General features: G+C 70.2%; 29 protein-coding genes. 9 read left to right on the top strand and 20 right to left on the bottom strand.

The genetic code is table 11. From position 1 onward, the window contains the following. Position 1 precedes the first annotated feature (1 nt). Positions 2–622 (bottom strand): hypothetical protein, encoded by a 621-nt coding sequence (locus tag OHA84_RS37990; RefSeq protein ID WP_266976154.1) that lies wholly within the window; start codon positions 620–622, stop codon positions 2–4. 528 nt (positions 623–1,150) lie between these two features. Here OHA84_RS37990 and OHA84_RS37985 point away from each other — a divergent pair. Then, the gene (locus OHA84_RS37985) at positions 1,151–1,723 is read left to right on the top strand and encodes a hypothetical protein (RefSeq protein ID WP_266976156.1); all 573 of its coding nucleotides are present in this window, start codon (positions 1,151–1,153) and stop codon (positions 1,721–1,723) included. Positions 1,724–2,225: 502 nt separating this feature from the next. On the opposite strand, the gene OHA84_RS37980 is transcribed toward OHA84_RS37985, so the two are convergent. Continuing rightward, positions 2,226–3,017 carry a hypothetical protein gene (locus tag OHA84_RS37980; RefSeq protein ID WP_266976158.1) on the bottom strand — a complete coding sequence of 264 codons (792 nt, stop codon included), beginning with the start codon at positions 3,015–3,017 and terminating at the stop codon, positions 2,226–2,228. A 275-nt stretch (positions 3,018–3,292) separates the two neighbouring features. Between OHA84_RS37980 and OHA84_RS37975 the strand changes: the two genes are divergently transcribed. The 3 genes from OHA84_RS37975 to OHA84_RS37965 all read left to right on the top strand — a co-directional run bounded on the left by OHA84_RS37975 (position 3,293) and on the right by OHA84_RS37965 (position 6,090). Then, positions 3,293–3,571 (top strand): helix-turn-helix domain-containing protein, encoded by a 279-nt coding sequence (locus OHA84_RS37975; RefSeq protein WP_266976160.1) that lies wholly within the window; start codon positions 3,293–3,295, stop codon positions 3,569–3,571. Continuing rightward, positions 3,568–4,560 carry a hypothetical protein gene (locus OHA84_RS37970; RefSeq protein ID WP_266976162.1) on the top strand — a complete coding sequence of 331 codons (993 nt, stop codon included), beginning with the start codon at positions 3,568–3,570 and terminating at the stop codon, positions 4,558–4,560. Before OHA84_RS37975 ends, OHA84_RS37970 begins: the two co-directional genes overlap by 4 nt. 270 nt (positions 4,561–4,830) lie before the next feature. After that, positions 4,831–6,090 carry a competence protein CoiA gene (locus tag OHA84_RS37965; protein WP_371591631.1) on the top strand — a complete coding sequence of 420 codons (1,260 nt, stop codon included), beginning with the start codon at positions 4,831–4,833 and terminating at the stop codon, positions 6,088–6,090. A gap of 78 nt (positions 6,091–6,168) precedes the next feature. On the opposite strand, the gene OHA84_RS37960 is transcribed toward OHA84_RS37965, so the two are convergent. Continuing rightward, complete coding sequence (locus OHA84_RS37960) at positions 6,169–6,495, bottom strand: hypothetical protein (protein ID WP_266976166.1); 327 nt, start codon at positions 6,493–6,495, stop codon at positions 6,169–6,171. Positions 6,496–6,538: 43 nt separating this feature from the next. Between OHA84_RS37960 and OHA84_RS37955 the strand changes: the two genes are divergently transcribed. Together OHA84_RS37955 and OHA84_RS37950 are read left to right on the top strand one after the other, a co-directional pair. Beyond that, a complete protein-coding gene (locus OHA84_RS37955; RefSeq protein WP_266976168.1) occupies positions 6,539–6,874 on the top strand; it encodes a hypothetical protein in 336 nt (111 codons plus the stop codon). A 2-nt stretch (positions 6,875–6,876) separates the two neighbouring features. After that, positions 6,877–7,236, top strand: a complete 360-nt coding sequence (locus tag OHA84_RS37950; protein ID WP_266976170.1) for a DUF6233 domain-containing protein — start codon at positions 6,877–6,879, stop codon at positions 7,234–7,236. 101 nt (positions 7,237–7,337) lie between these two features. On the opposite strand, the gene OHA84_RS37945 is transcribed toward OHA84_RS37950, so the two are convergent. Further along, positions 7,338–7,463 (bottom strand): hypothetical protein, encoded by a 126-nt coding sequence (locus OHA84_RS37945; protein WP_266976172.1) that lies wholly within the window; start codon positions 7,461–7,463, stop codon positions 7,338–7,340. A 447-nt stretch (positions 7,464–7,910) separates the two neighbouring features. On the opposite strand from OHA84_RS37945, the gene OHA84_RS37940 reads away from it, so the two are divergent. Further along, positions 7,911–8,927, top strand: a complete 1,017-nt coding sequence (locus OHA84_RS37940; protein WP_323182092.1) for an ATP-dependent DNA ligase — start codon at positions 7,911–7,913, stop codon at positions 8,925–8,927. Between the two features lie 40 nt (positions 8,928–8,967). Here the strand turns inward: OHA84_RS37940 and OHA84_RS37935 are convergent, their stop codons facing one another. From OHA84_RS37935 to OHA84_RS37925, 3 genes are all read right to left on the bottom strand, one after another. Continuing rightward, on the bottom strand, positions 8,968–9,774 hold the full coding sequence (locus tag OHA84_RS37935) for a hypothetical protein (protein ID WP_266976174.1): 807 nt from the start codon (positions 9,772–9,774) through the stop codon (positions 8,968–8,970). Between the two features lie 90 nt (positions 9,775–9,864). After that, positions 9,865–10,926, bottom strand: a complete 1,062-nt coding sequence (locus OHA84_RS37930) for a DUF6292 family protein (RefSeq protein WP_266976176.1) — start codon at positions 10,924–10,926, stop codon at positions 9,865–9,867. A gap of 53 nt (positions 10,927–10,979) precedes the next feature. Further along, complete coding sequence (locus tag OHA84_RS37925) at positions 10,980–11,387, bottom strand: hypothetical protein (RefSeq protein WP_266976178.1); 408 nt, start codon at positions 11,385–11,387, stop codon at positions 10,980–10,982. Between the two features lie 341 nt (positions 11,388–11,728). Here OHA84_RS37925 and OHA84_RS37920 point away from each other — a divergent pair, with 341 nt between their 5' ends. Both OHA84_RS37920 and OHA84_RS37915 read left to right on the top strand, forming a co-directional pair. Beyond that, positions 11,729–11,950, top strand: coding sequence for a hypothetical protein (locus OHA84_RS37920; protein WP_266976180.1), 222 nt, complete (start codon positions 11,729–11,731; stop codon positions 11,948–11,950). Next, positions 11,950–12,201 (top strand): hypothetical protein, encoded by a 252-nt coding sequence (locus OHA84_RS37915; RefSeq protein WP_266976182.1) that lies wholly within the window; start codon positions 11,950–11,952, stop codon positions 12,199–12,201. Before OHA84_RS37920 ends, OHA84_RS37915 begins: the two co-directional genes overlap by 1 nt. Positions 12,202–12,559: 358 nt before the next feature. Here OHA84_RS37915 and OHA84_RS37910 read toward each other — a convergent pair whose 3' ends face one another. The 13 genes from OHA84_RS37910 to OHA84_RS37850 form a co-directional block, all read right to left on the bottom strand. Further along, positions 12,560–12,937, bottom strand: coding sequence for an HIT family protein (locus OHA84_RS37910; RefSeq protein WP_266976184.1), 378 nt, complete (start codon positions 12,935–12,937; stop codon positions 12,560–12,562). Between the two features lie 56 nt (positions 12,938–12,993). Next, positions 12,994–13,347 carry a hypothetical protein gene (locus OHA84_RS37905; RefSeq protein ID WP_266976186.1) on the bottom strand — a complete coding sequence of 118 codons (354 nt, stop codon included), beginning with the start codon at positions 13,345–13,347 and terminating at the stop codon, positions 12,994–12,996. A 274-nt stretch (positions 13,348–13,621) separates the two neighbouring features. Beyond that, a complete protein-coding gene (locus tag OHA84_RS37900) occupies positions 13,622–14,293 on the bottom strand; it encodes an NUDIX domain-containing protein (protein ID WP_266976188.1) in 672 nt (223 codons plus the stop codon). Positions 14,294–14,379: 86 nt separating this feature from the next. Then, positions 14,380–14,529 carry a hypothetical protein gene (locus OHA84_RS37895; protein ID WP_266976190.1) on the bottom strand — a complete coding sequence of 50 codons (150 nt, stop codon included), beginning with the start codon at positions 14,527–14,529 and terminating at the stop codon, positions 14,380–14,382. A gap of 158 nt (positions 14,530–14,687) precedes the next feature. Beyond that, positions 14,688–14,927: a hypothetical protein gene (locus OHA84_RS37890; RefSeq protein WP_266976192.1), complete on the bottom strand. Its 240-nt coding sequence runs from the start codon at positions 14,925–14,927 to the stop codon at positions 14,688–14,690. Positions 14,928–15,050: 123 nt separating this feature from the next. Then, positions 15,051–15,230 (bottom strand): hypothetical protein, encoded by a 180-nt coding sequence (locus tag OHA84_RS37885; protein WP_266976194.1) that lies wholly within the window; start codon positions 15,228–15,230, stop codon positions 15,051–15,053. A 19-nt stretch (positions 15,231–15,249) separates the two neighbouring features. Then, positions 15,250–15,726, bottom strand: coding sequence for a Pycsar system effector family protein (locus OHA84_RS37880; RefSeq protein ID WP_266976196.1), 477 nt, complete (start codon positions 15,724–15,726; stop codon positions 15,250–15,252). A 120-nt stretch (positions 15,727–15,846) separates the two neighbouring features. Continuing rightward, positions 15,847–16,638 (bottom strand): hypothetical protein, encoded by a 792-nt coding sequence (locus OHA84_RS37875; protein WP_371591630.1) that lies wholly within the window; start codon positions 16,636–16,638, stop codon positions 15,847–15,849. A gap of 369 nt (positions 16,639–17,007) precedes the next feature. Continuing rightward, entirely contained in the window at positions 17,008–18,123 is a 1,116-nt protein-coding gene (gene dnaN, locus OHA84_RS37870; RefSeq protein ID WP_266976198.1) for a DNA polymerase III subunit beta, read from the bottom strand. Positions 18,124–18,240: 117 nt separating this feature from the next. Then, positions 18,241–18,459 carry a WhiB family transcriptional regulator gene (locus OHA84_RS37865; protein ID WP_266976200.1) on the bottom strand — a complete coding sequence of 73 codons (219 nt, stop codon included), beginning with the start codon at positions 18,457–18,459 and terminating at the stop codon, positions 18,241–18,243. Between the two features lie 50 nt (positions 18,460–18,509). Beyond that, positions 18,510–18,992 carry a hypothetical protein gene (locus OHA84_RS37860; RefSeq protein ID WP_266976202.1) on the bottom strand — a complete coding sequence of 161 codons (483 nt, stop codon included), beginning with the start codon at positions 18,990–18,992 and terminating at the stop codon, positions 18,510–18,512. After that, on the bottom strand, positions 18,989–19,273 hold the full coding sequence (locus OHA84_RS37855; RefSeq protein WP_266976204.1) for a hypothetical protein: 285 nt from the start codon (positions 19,271–19,273) through the stop codon (positions 18,989–18,991). The genes OHA84_RS37860 and OHA84_RS37855 overlap by 4 nt, the downstream gene beginning before the upstream one ends. An 87-nt stretch (positions 19,274–19,360) precedes the next feature. Beyond that, positions 19,361–19,627 (bottom strand): hypothetical protein, encoded by a 267-nt coding sequence (locus OHA84_RS37850; RefSeq protein ID WP_266976206.1) that lies wholly within the window; start codon positions 19,625–19,627, stop codon positions 19,361–19,363.

Below are 19,627 nucleotides of genomic sequence, written 5' to 3'. Positions count from 1 at the left end.
GTCAGTCCTCGTCGTCCTGGTCGGTGGCGGCGTCGTCCCGCAGCGTGCGCAGGTGGGCCTCCAGGCCGGCGCAGACGACCACCGTGTTGCCGCCGCAGTCGGCCAGGTCCCCCAGGATCTCCGCCGCGATCTCGTCCAGCCGCTCGTCACTGGTGTCGGCGGTGATGCCGTACTCCTCGGCCTCCAGCCCGTTCAGCGCGGCGTCGACGTCCCACTGCCCGATCAGGTCGTTCTCCTCGAAGACCTGGTCGTAGGGGTGGGCCAGGCCGAGCTTCGTCTCGATCTCGTCCTCGGCGGCCTGGGCGTCCTCACCGAGCCGGACGACCGTGTTGTTCCCGTCCCAGACCTCCTCCCAGTCCGCGAGGATCCGGTCGGCGAGCGGGGCGATCTCCTTCATGACGCGATTCGCGGCGTCCCCCGTCAGCACGGGGATGGTGTAGCGGCGGTCCTGACCGTGGTAGACGGTGAAGGGGACTCCGTTGCCGATCTCGGCGTTGTAGTCGGCGAGCAGGACGCCGTTCGGCAGGTCGAGTTCGATGTAGGCGGGCTGCGCCTCGGACTGGCCGTCGTAGTGGCGGAACAGCTCGGTGGGGCTGGTGCAGTCGATGATTCGGATGCTCACGGCGTACCCTCCATGGACGTCGGACGGCCCTTGCTGGCCGGCCGGCGGGGTGTCGGAGGGCTGGACCCCTCCGACACCCACACCATACTTACCCCTAGGGGTAAGTATCAAGTCCATCCGTGAAGTTCAGGATGAAGAGGTCCCGCTGCGCCTCGCAGCGATAGTTGTCACTTCGCAGCGCGAACTGTCACCGCCCGGACGCTCGTGTCGGTCGACGTGCGACATTTCTTGCTAGGTGACACTTGTCCGAGCCAATTGCCACTGAGGGCGAGGGTGGGGCGGACGATTGGTCATCGGTCAATCAGGGTCTTGTCGAGATCGAGTCCGCCAGCGCAAGGCAGACGCGACGTTCTTTGAGCCAGGTCGGCAGTCCTCACTCGACTAGCCGACGTTCGCAGTGCAGCCATTACGATCACGCGTATGCCTCCGCACCCTCGCCTTCCCGCTGTCATCGACGCCGCCAACGCCTTATCCGCCGGACTGCAGAATCCTTCCCTGCTGGTGGGGCTTCACCGCGACATTGACAGTTTGACCGGGAAGGACGGCAAGTCGCTCGGGGGCTCGAAGAAGCAGTACGCCCTGCGGTGGGGGATCTTCACGCTGTCCTACGCGGCTGTCGAAGCCTTCTTCAACGAAGTCCTTGCCCTCGATCCGTCCCGGACGCGGCATCTTCCGCTCAACCCAGACAAGCTCCGTCACGTTGGGCAGCAGCACGCGGTCCGGCTTTTCACCGACGACTGGGGAGTCCGTACGAGGGCTCTGGGCAACGCCGCCGGGAACCGCTCGCGCTGGAAGGCTTACGTCGGCACCCAACAGGTGAAGCTGTACCTCGCCGACATGAAGACCCTCCGCGACATCCTGAGCCACGGCGGGGACCCGTACACGGTGTCGAACCGCTCCGGCGCGTTGTGGTCCCTGAAGGGGGGCAGGCACTCGATGCGCCTGATGGGCGCTGAAGGCTTCATCCAAGCGTGCTGCGACCTCGCCTCGCAGACCGTGCTTGCCTACGGCGGGAGCTTGGCCGACTTTCCCGAGTGGCCAGAGCCTGAGCGGTCGGGTCTCTCCGCGGAACGGCGTCCGTCGCTGCCTCTGTTGGACTGATCACGTCCCACTCGGCTGCCTGCTCCATTACTCGCCGTTGTCCACATCGTTGTCCAGTTCACTGACGGACCCCGCCGTCCGCTGCGGTACGGGGACCCCCACTGACCTGCCGGCTGCGTCTCTTCGCCGATGTCGGTGTCATCTGGACTGGAGATCAGGTGTGGGTGTCAACAAAGAATGACCATCCGGTGTCAAGCAGAGCGATCCGACCAGCCAGAAACCGCACGTCAGGCCACCGCTGCGGTGTCATCTAGCTCGAACGGTGAACGACGAGCGGCGCCCGTACGACACTCCAGGTCACCGACTCGTGCGTTCGTCGGCGTGGTGCCACACGGCTGCGAAAGTGCCGTTGGTGACAACAAGCGCGTGCATCTGGTGACAGGTACCGCTGAGATTCCAGCGCCGAGCCGCAGGTCGGTCACGGCACCGGTGACAACTATCGCTGCGATGCACACCCGCCATCTCGGGCGGCCACTCCGTCTACTGGGGATGCTGCGAGGTGTCAGTTCGGGGAGTTCTTGCGAATGTTGCCGACCGTGACGTGGCTGACGTTCAGGAGTTCGGCGATGCGGCGATCCGACAGGCCGAGTCGGGCAGCGCGTTTGACCGTGTCGGGTCGGCTCGCGACCGCTTCCGCGATGGCCTCCAGCTCGTCCTCGACCTTCTCGCGAGCCTCGGCAATCTTCTGCTCGCGCAGTCCTTCCAGGTAGGAGTCCAGGCCGTGGCAGACGATCTTGGGGTTCTCGATGGATCCGCACATGGCCAGGTTGGAAAGGATGTCGGCCTCGATCTCCGCCAATCGTTCGTCGGTGGTCTCGTCGGTGATGTCGTAAGCGTCGGCTTCCTCGCCGTTGGTCGCGCTGTCGAGGTCCCATTCCTGGATCAGGTCCGGGTTCATGTCGGCCGGCAGGTCCTCGGGGTACCGCTCGCCGATAAGGTCCGCGATCTCCCGTTCCGCCGCCGCGGCGTCGTCGCCCAGAACGGCGACGACGTTGGCTTGCCTGTCGTCCAGATCGGTTTCCCAGTCGTCGAGCATCCGTTGGGCGAGAGGCGCGATGTCTCGAAGCAACGCGTTGGCGGCCTCGCCGGTCAGGGCCGGGATCGCCCATCGCCGGTCGAAGCCGTAGTGAACACTGAACGGCGTCATCGGGCTGCCGACCTCGGCGTGATAGTCGGCCAACAGGACGCCGTCCTTCAAGCCGAGTTCGACATAGCAGCCCTGGGCCGTGAACTCCCTGTCGAAGTGCTGATGGAGTTCGGTGGCTCCGACGTGACGGATATCGAGTTCGGGCATGGTGATCCCCTTTTCGCCGGGACGGGACCACTCCCGTCGCGGTAAGAAACTTACCGCGACTGGTAAGTTTCTTACCACCCCCGCCGCCTCGGACTCTTGTTCGACGGCCGTCACCCCCTTATCGCCTGCCCTGATGCGCCCCGTCGGCCGTCTTCGGCGGCACGGGCCGGTCCGTCACCGCGTCGGCGTCGACCGCTGCGGCGTTCGATCTCTCCCACTCCCGGCCCCATCAGCTTGTTTGACATACCGTCAAAGGGATATATACCGTCGCCGGTATGGACGACACGCGCACCCGCGTCACCCCGACCGCCGAGCGGGATCGCTCGCTCATTGAGCGAGATCTCGCCTACGCCCTGGCCACGCAGGTCTTCGAACTCCGGCGGGCGGCAGGCCTGTCACAAAGCGAGCTCGCCGCTCGGGCGGGCATGAAGCAGGCGCACGTCTCGCGCTTCGAGTCGGCGCAGAGCACCCCCACCCTGTCCACGCTCCTCCGCCTGGCCGACGGCCTCGGGATGACACTCACGGTGGACTTCACGACGGAGGAGACCCCGTGACCAGGCTTGCCCGACTCGCCGCACACCACGCCATGAAGGTCCTGCTTCTCACCATCCCGCCATGGGTCGTCCTGTTACAGATCAAGGACCTGCACTGGGCGACCCTGGTCGGCGTATCGGCTCTCACCCTGGTACTCGCCGCGGCCGCGCTGGCCCTGTCCTTCCACCTGCCCGACTGCCCCCTGTGTGTCCACCGGACCGCCGCGGAACTGAGGAAGATCCGCTACCGGATCCCCCTGTACTGCGCGCATCTCGTCGGCCCCTTGCTCATCGCCGCCGTCCTCTTCCTCTTCCTCGCCCCCGCCCCACGGACCCGGCAGTACACCGACCTGGACGCGCTGAGGACCGTACGCATCAGCGCAACTCTGATCGCCTTGGTGCTGGTGGTCGCGGCCGTGCAGTTCCGCCGGCGGAACGCCGAGGCTCTTGCCCGTCCGTGGTGGAGCGGGGCTCTCTCCGCGCTCGACCGCGCTTCCAAGACGGCGGGCCACTACACCCATTGGGTGCATATCGGGGCGTGCGCGATCCTGGTCCCCTATCTGGTCCTCGTCCCTCACACGGGGCCGTGGGAGGCGATTCGGTGGGTTGTCATGCTGATCGCCCTGGGTGCCGGGTGGGCTGAGATGAACCACGCCGGGGCCCTGTGCGCGCGCTGCACCATCGGCTATGACCTCAATCGGGGGATGGAGCGGGCCGAGTCCGGCCGTCGCTATCTCCTCCTCGATCACCGGCTGACCGTGCCCCCTGTGGTGTGGCTCTGCGTCGTGGCGACGGCCGGGGCGAGCAACCTCCTGTTCGAGCAGGCCGCGCTCTACCTCATGGCCTTCCTCTTCCTGCTGGCGATCCCCAAAACCATCCTCAGCCGCTTCCACAACAGGCACCTGCCGTGGTGCCCGATCTGTTCCCGGGGCGACGGCGGCGACGATGGGGAGGAGGTCCCGGCCCCCGACTCACCCGGAGGTCTCCGCCTCCCCCTGCCCTCGGTCTAGGTCCGCGGCGTCACGAGCGCCGTGCGGCCGTCCACGGGAGGACGAAAGAGGGGTCTGCGGCGGCGGGCCCCTCTTGGTGGGTACGGAGCCCGCAGCCGATGTCGAGGGGCGGCGGTGCACCTCCGCCAGGCGGATAGTCCGGTTCACGCCGTTCTCCGAGAATCGCCGCAAGGCTGCCCGCGAAGCGGGGACGCTGACCTCGGGACGGACGAGGGGGCGTCGATGGGGTACACCGCTGTCCATCAGGACTGGGGCCGGCTGGACGCCTCATTGGACGATCTCGGCTGTGGCCGCTCATGGCGAGATGTCCACCGCGTTCCGGGGATGGAACTGGCCTGTCCGGAATGCCGAGGGCGGGTCTTCGCCCGGATCTCCCAGCATCGCTCCCGGCACTTCTACCACCAGGCGCGCCCGGACAACTGCGAGCTGGCGAACGAGTCGCCGGAGCATCATCGCCTGAAGCGCGAACTGGCGATGGCCGCCAGGGCGGCGGGCTGGCGAGCCGAGCTTGAGGTCGCCGGCGCGACCGGCAACTGGCGGGCCGACGTGATGGTCTTCGACGAGCAGGGCCACGCGTTCATGGCACTGGAGGCGCAGTTGTCGCCCATGACTCCGGACGAGGCGCGGATGCGGACCGAGCGGTATGCCGCGGACGGAGTGGCGGTGTGCTGGGTCGGGCCCCAGGAACGGCCCTGGCAGCGGGTCGTGCCCACGCTCCGCGTGCCCTTTCCGGCAGAGGATGACCGGGTCTGGCAGGTGCGGCACGGGATGGCCAGCTACGTCTGGGCGCCGCGCACGCTGAAAGCGAAAGCGGCTTGGGTCCACATCACTTGCCCGCTCGGCGATGCCCTCAAGTGGATTCTTGAGGGCCGGGTGCACGTTCACACGGAGCCGAACGGCACGGTGTGGTGGACGGCCCCTGCCTACCAGGACCTGGCGGTCGCCCGCGCCCGCCTGGAAGCCGGTGCGGAAGCCTCCGCGCGAGCAGCCGCCGCGGAGAAGGCTCAGCGCCAGGAAGAGCAACGACGGCGGGAAGCCGACGCCCGGGCCGCCGCCCTCAAGGAGTGGCGTCGCAATGCCGCGGCCCGGTCCATACAGGCGGAGCTGGAACGGCTGGCCGAGTTGCAACGGCTGGCCGGCTTCTTCGAGCACGCGGGCATCGATGCCGCGATGTGGCGAGTCTTCACGCAGATGGTCCGCTCCACCTCGGGCAAGACGGTCGTCTACGGAGACCAGAGCCCGTCTCACGGCAACGGTCTTCTCGTCTACACCCGGCCGCGGGAATGGAGCGACCCCCTCCTGGCCGGCGTGGTGTGCCCGGCCCCCGAGGGCCTCATCAGATGGCCGGGGAACCTGACGATCTTGGTGCCTGGTCCCACGTGGCTGGCCCGGATACAGGCTGCCCCACGGCCCGCCCTCCAGGTCGCGGTCCTGGACCCTGTGACCGGCCGCAGCGACTTCGTCAAAGTTGCCGCATCGCACCAACCGGAGCCGATCCAGGAGTTACCCCGATCAGGGCCGACAGGCTGAGACGTCGACCGCGCAGCGCTACGGAGCACTGCCACTGACGTCGCCCTCACCGGCTCCCCCGAGCGACACGAGGGCGGGTCACCTCCCGGCCGGGGGGTACTGCCATTCTGTGCCGGTACCGGGGGGCAAGGTGATGAGGCGGCCGTCGACGACCCGCTTCTCGACGGCGGGCTCCCCGCCAGGGGCTGCGACGGCGGCGCGGTGGAGCGCGACGCGTGCGGCGGGGGTGCGGGGGTGCTTCCGCCAGTACGGGTGCTCGCCGATGCGCACGGAGAGATGGAACAGCCGCTGGTCGAGCTCGGTCCGCCGCTCGGCGGTCGGCGTGGCGGAGAGCTCGTTGTAGGTGCGGATGCTCTCCTGTTTCAGCTGGATCAGATCGGCGGGGAAGAGCCAGTTTTCGGCCATGTCCTGATTACAACACGAAATCGAACAGGCGTATGATTGAGCCATGACCGTCGACTACCCCCATCGTCTCGTCGCGCTGCAAGCACAGCTGCATCGCGTCCGCTCCCAGCACGAGGAACTCTGCGCGACACTCCCGTGGTCGGCGGACCCGCTGGAGGGCTGGCAGGCGCGGGAGGGCGTCTACTCCCACCGCGGCGACGTCGAGGCCAGCCCCGGCTACACCCCGCAGCAACGGGCACGGAAGGCGGCCTTCGAGCGTCGACTGAGCCGGCTGACCGGCCTGGTGTTGACCGACCCGTTCTGGTCGACGCTGGCACGCGAGGACATCGTCGAGGCGCGGATGGGGCTCAAGCGCGCCCACCTGGTTCAAGGGGCGTAGTCGTGGACCTGGCGGGCGGCCCCGCGTGGCTCCCGCCGGACCTGGAGCGCCTGCGGACGGTGGAGACGCTCCTGTCGGTCCTCCTTGACGAGACCCGGGTCCGGATCGCCGCGGTGGAGGCTGAGGAGCGGGTGCGCGCGGACGCGGCCCGGTACCGGCCGCCGGTGGTGGAGTGGGTCATCGAGTACGGGATCGACGCGGCCGGCCGCTCCGTTCTCGTCCACACCGGTGACTGCCCGCTGGTCTCCGGTCGCTCCCGCCCGGCCACGCGCGCGCAGGCGGTCGAGGCGCTGCGGGACTCGATCGCGCGCGCCTGCGCGATCTGCCGGGTGGACTCCGCCCTGGGTCTCCTTGACGTCTGAGCCTCCGAGGGCCTGGCGCCCGGCGGCACTGTCCCGAGGGCGGCGAGGCCCGTCCCGGTCCATGGCGGCCAAGGGGAGTAGCTCCACGGGGCGGGCGGGGATCACACCTTGCTGGTCCAGCCGTTCACGGGTGTGCGCTCGCCCACCCTGCACGCGTAGGCGATTACGTCCCCGATCCGTTCCGCGCTCTCGTGTCGGCCCTGGTCTTCCAGCTCGACGGTGAGCATCCCGGGGGTGGGGAAGGTGGTTTCGGTGATCTCGCCGGTCGCGTACAGCCGACTGATCGCGCCCCGTCCCGGTGGGACCGCAGAATCTCGCGCACGGATTCGTCTGTCAGATGGTCCACGGGCTCAGAGTAGGGACGACACCGGGGCGAGCGGTGTATCACGGGCGCCTCGTACCGCGCACGTGGAGGCGAAAGCCCCGGCAGACCGTGAGGTCTGCCGGGGCTGTTCGGGCCGGTGTACCGCAATTTCGAGGGGTGAGCTCGTCGCCTTTATCGGTCACCAGCGCCGAACGGCTGCCACCGTGCCATATACAGGTCGTTCAGTGCTCCGGACGGCTCCGTCGGCTCCTCGGATGGATGACCCTCCACGCCCGGACCGGCCCGGTCCGGTCCGGTCCGGTCCGATCCGGCGGACCCTGGAAGGAGAGATGACGAGGGAGACCTGCGGGTGACGCTGAGACCACCGGTTGAGCCCATGCTGGCGCAGGCTGCGGAGTCGGTGCCGACTGTGGTGCGTGATCTTGCTTTTGAGCAGAAGTTCGACGGGCACCGCGCCCTGCTGTTCACCCCCGCCGAGGAGGGTGGCCGGGTCCAGTTGCAGACCCGCCGCGGATCGCTGATCCAGGACCGTTTCCCGGACTTGGTCGCTGCTGCGGAACAGCTCCCCGACAGGCTGGTTCTCGACGGCGAACTGGTGGTGTGGGACGCCGAGGCCGGGCAGCTCAGCTTCGAGGGTCTGCAGCGCCGGGCCGCTGCCGGCAGTCGCACTGCGCCCGGGCTGGCGGCCAGCCTGCCGGCCTACTTCGTGGCGTTCGACGTCTTGATGGCTGACGGGGTCACGCTGCTCACCCTGCCTTACAGGGAGCGTCGACGACGGTTGGAGGTGCTGTTCGCGGCCCGGGCCCTGACAGCCCCGTGGACGCTGTGCCCGATGACAACGGACGTGGCGAAGGCGCGGGAGTGGCTGGAGTCGTGGACCGACGTGTCCGGCGTTGAGGGCCTGGTCGTGAAAGGCATGAACCAGCGCTATCTGCCCGGATTTCGAGGCTGGTCCAAGATCAGAAGACGGGACACCACAGAGGCGATCGTCGGCGCGGTCACCGGCACACTGACCCGCCCGCAGCTGCTGGTCCTCGGACGCTACGACGACACCGGCCGCCTCCGGGCGGTAGGCCGAACTGTCGCGCTGCGCCCGGAGCAGGCCCGTCAGGTCGCGGAGCACCTGACCGCCGCCGGCCCCGGGCATCCGTGGACGGGGGTGCGGTTCGCCGCCGCGTGGGGGTCCCGCGATTTCCTGGACGCGGTCCTGGTCCGCCCGGAGGCGGTGGCGGAGATCAGCGCAGACCGGGCTGTGGACCGGGGCGGCGTGTTCCGGCACCCGCTCCGATTCAAGCGGCTGCGCCTGGACGTGGGCGCCGAGGACGTGCCAGCGTTCGGGGCAGGGCCGGCTTCGGCCACCGGATGAGTCCTCGCCGCAAGGGCCCGTCGACGTCTACCGAAGAGGTTCACCGGTTCAAGCGGGTACGCGGCCCCCACGCGAACTCAAGGTCGTCCAGGAGAACGGTCTCCAACGCCTTTTTCCACCGGCCACGCAGCAGGAACGGCGCGGTCTCCATCCGCTCGCAGACGATCAGGCTTTCGGGCTGACCGGCCAGCATGTAGCGGCCGTGCTCGGCCGGCCTGCTGCCCGGGCCGTACGAGCGCAGCAACTCCTCCAGGCGTGCGCGGTGCTGTTCGGCGAACACCTGAAGGCGCTCGACGTACCCTGCTCGCTCGTCCTCGCGCACGGCGCTGAGCGCCACGGTCAGGATTTCGTCCGACGCCTCGGAGCTGAGGAAGTCGGTCGGGTCGGCCAAGGCCCATGTGCAGCGCCGTGCCGCCGACAAGACCTCCTTCGTGTCCAGGGCCGGAGCCTGTTCCTGCGCCGGGGGTTCCGGAGTGGAGGGGGCCGGCTGCCGAGGGTGCGCGAGCAGCAAGGCGCTGGAGGCGGCGAGTCCGCGCTGGGTAGTGGCCGTGGTGTCGGCGATGCGCAGCAGGTGGCTGGCAACGTCGCGGACCCCGGCGTGCCATCCGTCCTCGAACTGCGGATCTGACCCGTGCGGGGCGCTGCTCTCGGAGATCCAGGTGTGGGCCCCCGCCACGGCGCCGGCTTCCAGCTTCGACACGATCTCGTCCGCCTGCTCGGGAGTGACGCCGAGGGCGGCGAGGGCCTTGAACACGGTGAACCGCGCCCCTGTCGCCTCGCTTTGGTGATGGCCGATGCGGGCCAGCTCCTGGCCGTACGCGTCGGAGTCGGACTGCTCGGTGCTCACGCTGTGCCTCCACTGTCTGTGGGGTTTGACGGCCTGGGCCGGATTGCGTACGGGGGTCGGGGCTCGCGTCTCGATGGCGGAGGGCGCGGTTCAGGGCGTGGGGTGGGGGCGCTTGGTGCCCTTGCGTCCGTCGCGCAGGGCGGCGATGAGCTCTTCGGGCTCAGGGCGGAGCCCGCTGCCCAGGTAGCGGATGCCCTCCCCCTCGGGCGGCGTGTCGGTGGCCTTGCCGATGGGGTGGCGGCGGCTGGTGGCGGTCCGCCATCCGTAGCGGGAGTCCCACACCACGGCCGCGGCCGGCTGGTCGGTGTCGAGCGGAACGGCCGCGGCGACGTGTTCTCCGTCGGGCTGGCGCATCTCCACCTGGACTTCCTGGGCGATGCCGGCCGCGGCCAGGAAGTCGGCGGTCCGCTGCAGGTACGGCTGATCCTTGCGTGCGCGCAGCTCCCGTTCGGCGACCGCGATGGCCATGCTGTCGGCCTGGACCTGGGTTGCGGGGTAGCCCAGCTGGCGGGCGGCGTCCTTCAGGTCCAGGCCTGGCTGCTTCTCGGCGAGGTCGGCGATGCGCCGGCCGCGCAGGGTGGCCAGGCCGGACTGTGCGGTGGGGCGGAAGGTGATGCCGAGGGTTTCGGCGACGTACTCCCCCTTGACGGCGGGGTCGGCGTCCAGGAGCTCGGCGATCCGCGGCAGGATCTCGTCGCGGGGGATCATGTCGCCGCTGCCCGTGGGGCGGCCGCCGCCGGCGGCCTTGCCGGGGCGCTTGTTCTTGTACGCGAGGACCAGGTGGCGGGGCCAGTGCTCGGTGCCCTTGGGGCCCGCGGGCACGAGGACGACGCCGGCGGCCAGGTCCGGGTCCTTCTTGTAGGTGTTCCAGGTCACGGGGGCGATGCTGAGCAGTTCGGCGGCCTCGTGGCGGTCCAGGAGGTCCTCGTCGTCGTCGACTTGGGGCAGCTCGGGGATGGGCTCGCCAGCGTAGTAGGCCTTGGTCTGCTCCGCGTCCCAGAGCTGGTTGCGGGCGCTGGGCGAGCTGATCGGCGCCGGGTGGCCTTCGGCCGCGTACGGCTTCTGGTTTCGGACGGTGACGAGCTTCTTGCCGAGGGCATCGGCCAGGTCGGACATGGTCTGGACGTGCTGCAGGCGTCCGGCGCGGATCATGTGCTTCTCCTTCATCCGGGGCGGGGCGCTCGTGGCGCCCCGCCGGTGGGGTGTCAGTCGTTCGTGGGGTCGGGCAGGCAGTGCGGGTTGCACGGCGCGCCGGCCTCTGCGCCGCATCCGTCGCAGGGGCGGGCGGCCGCCTCGATGAGCGGGTGGAGGCGGGCGAAGGCGCTGTCGGCGCCGGTGTGCGGGGTGATGCTGCCGCCGGCGATGACGTACACGGCATGCGGCGGGTTACCGGTGGTGCGCACCCGGATGCCGGCGGTGTCGCCCGGGCCGGCGGCGAGTCCGGGGATCGCAAGGACGCCGGTGGCGGGGACGTTGGTGACGCCGGCCTCGGTCAGGAGCTGGGCGAGCCGGGCGAGTTCGGCCACGGCGGCCGCGGAGGTCGCCGGCCAGGCAGGCGCGGCGCCCGCGGTCTGCGTCGGGCTGCCGGCGGGGTACGTCAGGGAGAAAGACACAGGGCCTCCAGGGTGTTGGGGTGTGTTCGGTGCCGCGGGCTGCCACCACCCGCAAACAAGAAAACATTACCTATCTTGCATCACCGTTGGCAAGTGGAGTGGTCGCACCGCCGCGGCGTACGGATACACTCGGAAGCGAGATACATCTCTCGGGTCTCCCGCGGAGTGTGTTTTCGGTTGGCCGGCGCCCTTGCCACCCGCCTCGGCGGAAGTGGGCGCCGGCCGCTTTCTTTTCCGCCGGCCGCAAGGCTCCCCCGCGCACCGGCTGGTCTCCGCGTCCTCTTCGCCTTCCGGGTTCCGGGCACGTCCTCCTGCGCTAGCCTCGTTGCAGCATCTACGACTTGGAGGCCGCGATGCGGATCGTCTTCGACCCGGCCGAGCAGGAAGCCTTGCGTGCCGACGCGCGGGAGATGGCTGACAGCGACCCGCAGATCGCCTACGTCCTGGAGCGCCTGGCCGGCGAGGGCGTCGATCTGGACGCCGTCACCTCCTGGGAGGACCTGCGCGAGAACTTCGGGCAGCCCCCGCTCGACGACTCCGCTCCCACCTCGCACGTCGCCTGATGGGACGCCACGCACCCAAGCGCGCCCGCATCGTCTTCTACGACGTGGCGCAGGACCAGGTCGAGAAGATGACGGAGGCCGAGCGCCTCCGGCTCGACCCCGTACTGGTGGCCGTCTCCAGGAATCCCGAGATCGGCGTGCTGTCGAAGCACGGCGCGATCCGTGAATACCGCGAGGACGGCGTCCGGATCGTGTACGTGCCGACCGCCCTCGGCACCCTGGTCCTGGTCGCCTACGTCGAGACGGACTGACGTCTTCGAAGGGCCGTGAACAGCTGGCCACAGCAGAGCCCCGGACGCGACGTCCGGGGCTCTTGTCTTCGAGCCGGGTCCGGTCGACGATCACTCAGGTGCCGTTCGGCGTCTGCACCGTGCCGCGCTCGTGTCGACCACAGTCGACTTGGGTCTCGTAGCGGTCGGCGCTGGCCGCGCCGGAATTCGGGACCAAGATGGTACGCGGCTGGGCACCGGTCCACCGCGCGGCCAGGGCGTCGGCGGCCTGGGGCCGCCAAGACGGGACGGGTGCGCTCTTGTCCGGGGTGGGTCCGGCGAGGAAGACGGACGGGCCCACCCCGGATGGGCTCGCGGGCCATGACGAGATTGATGCTGTTCACGAGGAGGCTCCGTTCTGCGCGGCGGCGCGGGCAGCGTGCTGCGGGGTCCAGGGCAGGGGCAGGTTGTCGCCCTCCTGGCGGGGCACGACGTGGACGTGCAGGTGGAAGACGGACTGGGTCGCCTCGGTTCCCTTCGAGGTGATGAGGTTGGCGGCGGGGAGCTCCGCCATCAGCTCGGCCGCGCGGCGATACACCGCGGCGGTCACCTCCGGGTCGGCGCCTGCGTCGGCGACGTGAACGCGCGGCAGGACCATGACGTGACCGTCGGTCACTCCGCCGGTGCGCGGTCGGATGGCGAGGGCGTCGGGCCATTCCCGGAAGATGGCGGCCGGGGCCTGGCCAGCGGCGATGGAGCAGAAGACGCAGGTCTTCACGGCGGGCCTCTCCTGGTGGGCGGTGAGTCGATCGGGTCTCGTGCGGGGTGGGTTGGTCAGATCCAGTGGAAGATGTCGCGGACCTGGCTGGCCGCGCCGCTGAGGCTGTCGGCGGGGAGGCTGTAGTCGATGTCGTAGGGGTCCTCGGTCTCGTCCATCACGGCGCTGGAGGCGGCCACCAGGACGTCGGCGAAGGCCTCGTGGACGTCGGCGTCCTTCAGGGCCTGGACGATGTCGCCCTGATTGGCGTGGCCGCGGGTGATGGCGTCGGCGAGCAGGCGGAGCGCGGCGGCTGCGGCCGGGGCGAGGTCGGCGAGGTCTCCCCCGTCGGCAGTCAGGCTGGCGCGGGCCGGGGTCTCGATGCCGGTGATCGTGGCGAGGTGCTTCGGGGCCGGGGTCTCGCTGGTCACTTCGACTCCTCGGAGTGGGTGGCGGGGCTGAGCTGTGGGGTGCCGGGTCAGGGCGGCCCGACCCCCCAAGAATGCCAACAAGAAGTTGGCGTATCAACATGAAATTGGCCAACTCGAACTTGGCCTTTATGTCGTGGAAACGCCAGCGCCCCCGACCTCCGGCAATGAGGTCGGGGGCGCCAGCAGGATCTGCCAGACTCGGCCGGGGCCTGCCAGCAGGGACGCGGTGGCGCGCACGGCCGGCAACGGTCTTACCTGCACCCGCGCACACTCCCTACTTGGCGAGGTGGTCCAGTGCGCGCTGCAGAAGCGGCCGGTGCGCGGCGTAGAGGGTGCGGCCGGCGGCGATAACCGCGGCGTCGAGCTGGTCGAGGGAGACGAACGGCCACCAGTTGGCGTCGAGGGCGTCATCGGCCGCGACGGCGGTCACTGTGGCGGGCAGAAGGTACAGCGCGCTGGTGGAGGCGACCCATGCGTTGTCGCTGTTGCGCCAGTCGTCCACGACGTCGCGGCCGAGGACGATCGGGTGGTGGTCGGCCAGATCGATGCCGGTTTCCTCTCGCAGTTCGCGGACCAGGGCGGCCGGGGCGGTCTCGCCGGGATCGACCATGCCGCCGGGGATCGCCTCCACGTGGATGTCGGTCCGAGTGATCAGCAGCACCCGGCGCTGGTCGCCGCTGCCCGCGACGACGATCGGGTCCGCGGCCTGGTTCTCGCCCCACTTCCCGAGGTTGCGGCCGGTACGGCCGGTGCGACCGTGCGGGTGCATCGGCCAGCCTCGCCCGTCGAGTTCGAACGGGACGAGCGCGGTCGCCCGGCGCTGGTCCCAGTCGTGCACGTCGGTCGGTGTGGGCGCCGCCTCTGCCCAGTTGGGCACGTGGTGTGCCAGTGCCGACGGCTGAAGCTCCGGCGGCGTGATGTCCACGGGGGTGTACTCGCTCATCATGGATCTCTCCTCTTCTCGTGACGGTTCTTGGGGACCGGGCGGCGGCCGTCTGCGGTTCGCGGCGCCGGGCGCTCGGGGTGTTGGAGCTAGCGGTTCCGGCCGAGGGCGGCCAGGAGGCGGGCCAGGTCTCGGCGCAACAGGGCGCGCCAGGTGTTCGGCACCGGCGGAGGCGCGGGTGCGATGGCCGGCGGCGCCGGGTCGGGGTCGGGCAGGTCGTGGTGGCGGACCTGCAGCATCGCGGTCGGCCAGGTGCCCGTGGGGAACCCGGCGGCGGTCAGGGTCTCGGTGAGGAACGCCCAGCCTGCGGTCCGGTTCTGCTCTGGACGGGGAGCCCGGGGGGCGGCCGTACCTCTTGGCCGATGCTGCGGCCGCCCCTGGGATCTTCGGCGCCGGCCTACTGGTCGGCGGTGTAGCGGTTGACCTGGTTGCGGATGTGCTCGCGGCTGAAGTCGAGGTGTTCGGCCACGGCCCTCTGCGTGAGGGTCTTGGCGTCCATCTCGGCCTTGACCGCGGCCCAGTAGGCGCGGTGGGCCGCTTCGATGGCCTGGTTGCGCACTGTGGCGGCCTTGTCGAGGCGGGCCTTGGCCGCGCTGACCTCGCCGGCCTCGGGGGTGTCGGGTTTGGTGGGGGTCATGGTGATCGGCTCCGTGTCGGTTGAGGGACGATGTAGCTGCCCCCTGCTCCGGTTGAGAGCGGGTTGGGCTGGCCCGGGGCGGGCGGCTTGGTTGGTAGCCGGTGATGCCGCCCGTCCCGGGGGTCAGAGCGCCTTGGCCTTGGGCTCGCAGGCGTGCGTGAGGGCGGTGTCGAGGATGGGTCCGATGCGGTCGGGGTAGTCGGTGATCTTCATTGAGAGCCCGCACTTGTGGCACTCGAACTGCGCGGTCTTCATCGGCGTGGTCAGGCGGCCGAGGGCTCGGCGGATCAGTTCGGCGAGCATGCCCCTCTCCTTCGGTCCGTCAGACGGCGAGGGCGATGATCCCGGCGAGGACCAGCAGGGCGACGGCAGCGGCGGTGATGTCGATGGCGAGCCGGAGCGCGCGGAACTTCCGAGCGGCGATCCGGGACAGGACCACGATCAGTTCGGCGCTGCGGTCGGTGGCGATGTCGGCGGCGGCCTGTTCGGGCGTGCAGGTCGCCCAGTGGAGGTAGGAGCCGCTGACGTCGCCGCCGAGGCGGGGGCGGACGATCAGTAGGACCAGGAGCATCGCGGCGGCCAGGGCGGCCGCGCCGATCCCGGCGGCGATGGTGGCGGCGACGGGGAGGTCGTGACCGGGGACGGTGGCGATCAGGACGGCGAGGGGGAGGCCGAGGACGGTCAGGAGCGCGGACGCTTTGGCGTCGGTCCTGCCCATCTCGGCAATCACCTCGGTGCGGGCCTGGGCCAGGCGCGCCTCGGTGGGGGCGGCCTGCGATAACTGCTGGATCTGCTCCATGATTCGTCGCCTCCGGTCGTCGGTGCGGGCCCTTGCCCACCCCTCAATGATGCCAAGTCTGAGTTGGCATGTCAACTCAGACTTGGCCAACTCGTGATTGGCGTTCAGGAAAGGGGTCGACTACTCGTCGACGGGGTCGGCGTGCAGGTCGTCGTACGCGGAGGCGGCCCTCCCCCAGAGGTTGCTCGCGCGCTCGGCGGGCTCCTGGGCGCACAGGCGGGCGTAGAGGTCGGGGAAGTTGCGGCCGGTGCCATCGCCGTCGGGGTCGTTGTCCATGGCTTCGGCCAGGGCGAACGGGTCGGTGGGCACCCGCGGTTCGAGGTGGTCGAGGTCGGGGCGGAAGGCGCCGGTGGCGATGACCGTGCCCTCCACGTGCGCGGTGGAGTGCAGCTGCCCGCGCAGGCCGGCGGCGATCTCCTCGGCGTGGCTCTCGTGTTCGTACGGACCGATCCGTACGGGGTCCAGGCCGGGCCGGTGGAGGATGACGGCGTGGCCGACCGGGTCGGTGTAGCGGACGGGCCGGCCGAGCTGGTGGGCGTAGGCGATCTCGGCGCGGGTGGAGTCGCCGATGTATCCGCCGGTGTTGACGACCAGGACTTGGTCGCAGGCCCGGATCTTCCAGCGGTGTAGCGCGTCCAGTGCGAGCTTGAGCTCCTCGGCGGCTGCGGGTTCGGCCCACAGCGGGTGCGCCTTCTTCATGTCGCAGCCGGGAGCGAGGACCACGCGGCCGGCGGCCGTCTCGCGGAAGTTGGCCTCGGCGAGCTCGCTCCAGAAGCGGGTGGAGCCGCAGAGGGTGACGACCGTGGGCCGGTCGGTGGAGGTGTCGGACGGGTTGAGCAGCTGCTCGGAGGTGGCGGCGGCCGCGATGCGGCCGGCGGCCTGAAGGTCGCGGTGGTGGTGCTCGCGGTTCATCGGCATGTCCTTCGTTCTCGGGAAATGGGCGGGAGGCCGGCGCAGTGTGGGGGTGATGCCGGTAGTCGTGCGGGTATCCGCTGCCGGCCGATGTCCAACATCGTCATCGGCCCGTCGCGCGTAGCTCGCGCGTGTGGCACAGGACGGGGCCGATGCTTGCCGGGCAGTCCGTCGTCGACGATCCTGCCCTTCTTGCCCGTGACCCGGGGGTCGTCCCCGCAGGCGAGGATCTCTACCTCGTCGCCGGCTTCGAACACGTTTCTCCTTGCGTCGTTGGCGTGGGGGTGGTGAGTCTGAACGTGGGCGGCGGTCGGCGCCGCGGGCCGGGGCGGCGGGCTCGACTGGGGCCGCCCCCGAGGGCGGGCCGGCCTAGCGCATCGGCATGATCAGGTAGCTCAGCGCCGTGGCGTCCTCGTCGGTGGGTACGAGCAGCGCCGGCTTGGCGGGGTGGACGATTCGCAGGCGAACCCGGTCCGTGTTCAGCGCGGCGACGGCGTCGAGGAGGTAGCCGGGGTTGAAGGCGATGGAGACGGGGGCGCCGGTGAGCAGATCGGTGGTGGCGGGGATCCGATCGCGGCCGGAGGCGTCATCGGAGGTGCCGGCGCTGAGGGCCATGTCGCCGTCGGTGAGGTGGAGGGTGACGGCGTGGCCGCGTTCGACGACGAGGGCCATGCGCTTGACGGCATGGGCGAAGTCGGCGCTGTCGAGGTCGGCGGTTGCGGTGAAGTCGGTGGGCCACAGGGCCTTGTGATCCGGCAGTCGGCCTTCCATGGCGCGCAGGGTGAGCGTGCGCGAGTGGCCGGTCAGGCCGAGGACGCCGTGATCGGCGGGGAGGGTGAGGTGGATCTGCTCGTCGGAGGCGAGGATCTTGGCGGCTTCGGCGAGGGACTTGGCCGGAATCGTGACGGTGTCGGTGGTGCCGGTGGGCGTGGCGCGGTTCCAGGGGATGGAGCGGAGCGCGAAGCGGTAGCGGTCGGTGGCGGCAAGGCCGATCGTGTCGTCCGTGATCACGGCTTGGATGCCGGTCAGGATCGGCAGGGCGTCGTCACGTCCGGCGGCGGTGGCGACCTGGTGGACCGCTTCGGCGAGGGCCGGACCGGAAACGGTCCCGGCGGCCGGGGCGGGGCGGGGCAGGGTGGGGTACTCCCCCAGCGGGAGTGTGTGCAGGGTGTAGTGGATGCGGTCGGAGGTCAGGAGCAGGCGGGCGCCGTCGAGTTCGAGGTCTACCGGGTCGTTGCCCCTGATCGTGCGGGTGATGTCGGCGAGGAGGCGGCCGGAGACCAGGACGGTGCTGGGGGTGGTGACCTCGGCGTCCACGGTGGCCTCGGCGCTGGTCTCGTAGTCGAAGGCGGCGACGCTCAGGGCGCTGGCGGTGGCCTCCAGCCGGATCGCGGCGAGGACGGGTACGGGGGGCCGGGCGGGCAGGGCCCGGGCGGCGTCGGTGACGGCGGCGGCGAGCGGGGCGAGGTCGGTGCGCAGCTTCATCGGTGCTCTCTTCCGGGTGGGTGGGCGCGCCGCCGACCGGGCCGGGGTGCGCGGGTGTGCAGGAGAGGGGGCCGCGGGCCGTCCGGTGCGACCCGGACGGCCGACGGGGCCAGGTCCCTATTTCGTGGCGGCTGCGCGGAGCTCGCGCAGCCGGCGACGGTCGGTGTAGGTGGTGCCGGCCCAGATGCCGGGTCCAGCGTGGGTCGGGTGGTCGAGGGCCCAGGCGAGGCACTGCCGGCGGGTGGACTCCGGGCAGTTCACGAGGCACTCCTCCTGCCCCTTCAGGCGCTGCGCCGGAGAGCCCGTCCAGTGCTCGGGGTCGGCACCGGGCGCCATGCAAGGTTCGCTGCCGGTCAGCCGCGGCCACGGGGCGCGCTCGGGGGCGGTCACTCCTCCGCCCCCGTGGTGCCGGAGGCCGGGACGGCGGCGGTGGGCAGCAGGTGCTCGAAGGGGTCCCAGGCCGCGAGTTCGAAGCTCATGTCCAGGGCGTCGAAGGGGTAGACGACGCCCTGGGTGTGGTCGTTGTGGGCCGCCTTATCCGGCGGGAGGTTGGAACGGTCGCCGGCGTCCGAGTCGTCCGCTGCCTTGTCGAGGTCGACGTACGCGACGACGACGTGGGTGTCGGTGCGTTCCAGGACGTACAGGCTGCGGAGGGGCATCTCGTCGGGGTCGACGTCGTGGCGGCGGATCCAGGTCTGCCGGGTGGCGGCGACGGCCCACGCCTCGCCTGCGTCCGCGGCGTCGGTGACGGTGGTGCAGGCCTGCTTGTACTCGACGCCTTGATCGACGAGTTCGTTGACGCGGGCCCGGATGTGGTCGCTGAGGGCCTGGTCGCCGATCAGCCAGTTCAGGGAGATGAGCCCGGTCACGACGCCGCTCCCGTCCGGGTAAGGGTGTGGGAGATCGTGGGGGTGGCGAGGAGGCGTGCCAGTGCGGAGCCGGGGCGGTGAGAGCTGAAGGTGGCGGGCAGGCCGCAGTTCCAGCAGTCGGCCTCATCGCCCTCCCAGGCGACGTCGCAGCAGGTGCAGACGAACTCGCGGTCGACGAGCTGTGGGTTGGTCTTGACCAGAGACTCAAGGATCCGTGCGGCGATGCCCAGTCGGTGGGCCGTTGAGGTCCTGGGCTGCTTCTTGCGGCGGGTGTTGTGCATGATGGTGGTCTCTCTCCTGTTCTGGCGGGTGAGGGGCCCGGGACGGCCGGCGGTTTCTCAGGCCTTGACGGCCGTCCCGGGGCGGATCTATCGGGTGATGTAGTGGTGCGTGGCCTGGTTCCAGCGCAGGTCCCATCCGGCGCGCAGTCCGCGGGCGGACCAGTCGGTGTGACTGGTGGCGGCGGGGATGTCCTGGTCGGCCATGGTGTGGAGGAGTGCCGTCTCCCAGGCGCGTCGTGCGGCCTGGCGCGCCTCGCTGCCGTTCTCGGCGAGTCCGGTGAAGACGTGCACACCGCGTTCGCCGGTGCTGGCGCGCTCTATCGGGACGTCCACCTCCCACATGAACTGGGGCAT

The organism is Streptomyces sp. NBC_00513 (assembly GCF_041431415.1).
In the GTDB taxonomy this organism is placed as follows: Bacteria; Actinomycetota; Actinomycetes; order Streptomycetales; family Streptomycetaceae; genus Streptomyces.
The sequence above is the reverse complement of the archived record's forward strand: the minus strand, read 5'-3'. Positions and strand labels throughout refer to the sequence as shown.

Coding starts and splice junctions, on each gene's coding strand:
- OHA84_RS37955 (WP_266976168.1), top strand. CDS start 6,539: ATGACCGTCGACTACCCCCATCGTCTCGTCGCGCTGCAAGCACAGCTG.
- dnaN (WP_266976198.1), bottom strand. CDS start 18,123: ATGAAGCTGCGCACCGACCTCGCCCCGCTCGCCGCCGCCGTCACCGAC.
- OHA84_RS37960 (WP_266976166.1), bottom strand. CDS start 6,495: ATGGCCGAAAACTGGCTCTTCCCCGCCGATCTGATCCAGCTGAAACAG.
- OHA84_RS37855 (WP_266976204.1), bottom strand. CDS start 19,273: ATGCACAACACCCGCCGCAAGAAGCAGCCCAGGACCTCAACGGCCCAC.
- OHA84_RS37945 (WP_266976172.1), bottom strand. CDS start 7,463: ATGCTCACCGTCGAGCTGGAAGACCAGGGCCGACACGAGAGCGCGGAA.
- OHA84_RS37895 (WP_266976190.1), bottom strand. CDS start 14,529: ATGCTGCAGGTCCGCCACCACGACCTGCCCGACCCCGACCCGGCGCCG.
- OHA84_RS37850 (WP_266976206.1), bottom strand. CDS start 19,627: ATGCCCCAGTTCATGTGGGAGGTGGACGTCCCGATAGAGCGCGCCAGC.
- OHA84_RS37915 (WP_266976182.1), top strand. CDS start 11,950: ATGGGACGCCACGCACCCAAGCGCGCCCGCATCGTCTTCTACGACGTG.
- OHA84_RS37865 (WP_266976200.1), bottom strand. CDS start 18,459: ATGGCGCCCGGTGCCGACCCCGAGCACTGGACGGGCTCTCCGGCGCAG.
- OHA84_RS37885 (WP_266976194.1), bottom strand. CDS start 15,230: ATGCTCGCCGAACTGATCCGCCGAGCCCTCGGCCGCCTGACCACGCCG.
- OHA84_RS37890 (WP_266976192.1), bottom strand. CDS start 14,927: ATGACCCCCACCAAACCCGACACCCCCGAGGCCGGCGAGGTCAGCGCG.
- OHA84_RS37900 (WP_266976188.1), bottom strand. CDS start 14,293: ATGATGAGCGAGTACACCCCCGTGGACATCACGCCGCCGGAGCTTCAG.
- OHA84_RS37930 (WP_266976176.1), bottom strand. CDS start 10,926: ATGATCCGCGCCGGACGCCTGCAGCACGTCCAGACCATGTCCGACCTG.
- OHA84_RS37880 (WP_266976196.1), bottom strand. CDS start 15,726: ATGGAGCAGATCCAGCAGTTATCGCAGGCCGCCCCCACCGAGGCGCGC.
- OHA84_RS37975 (WP_266976160.1), top strand. CDS start 3,293: ATGGACGACACGCGCACCCGCGTCACCCCGACCGCCGAGCGGGATCGC.
- OHA84_RS37980 (WP_266976158.1), bottom strand. CDS start 3,017: ATGCCCGAACTCGATATCCGTCACGTCGGAGCCACCGAACTCCATCAG.
- OHA84_RS37875 (WP_371591630.1), bottom strand. CDS start 16,638: ATGAACCGCGAGCACCACCACCGCGACCTTCAGGCCGCCGGCCGCATC.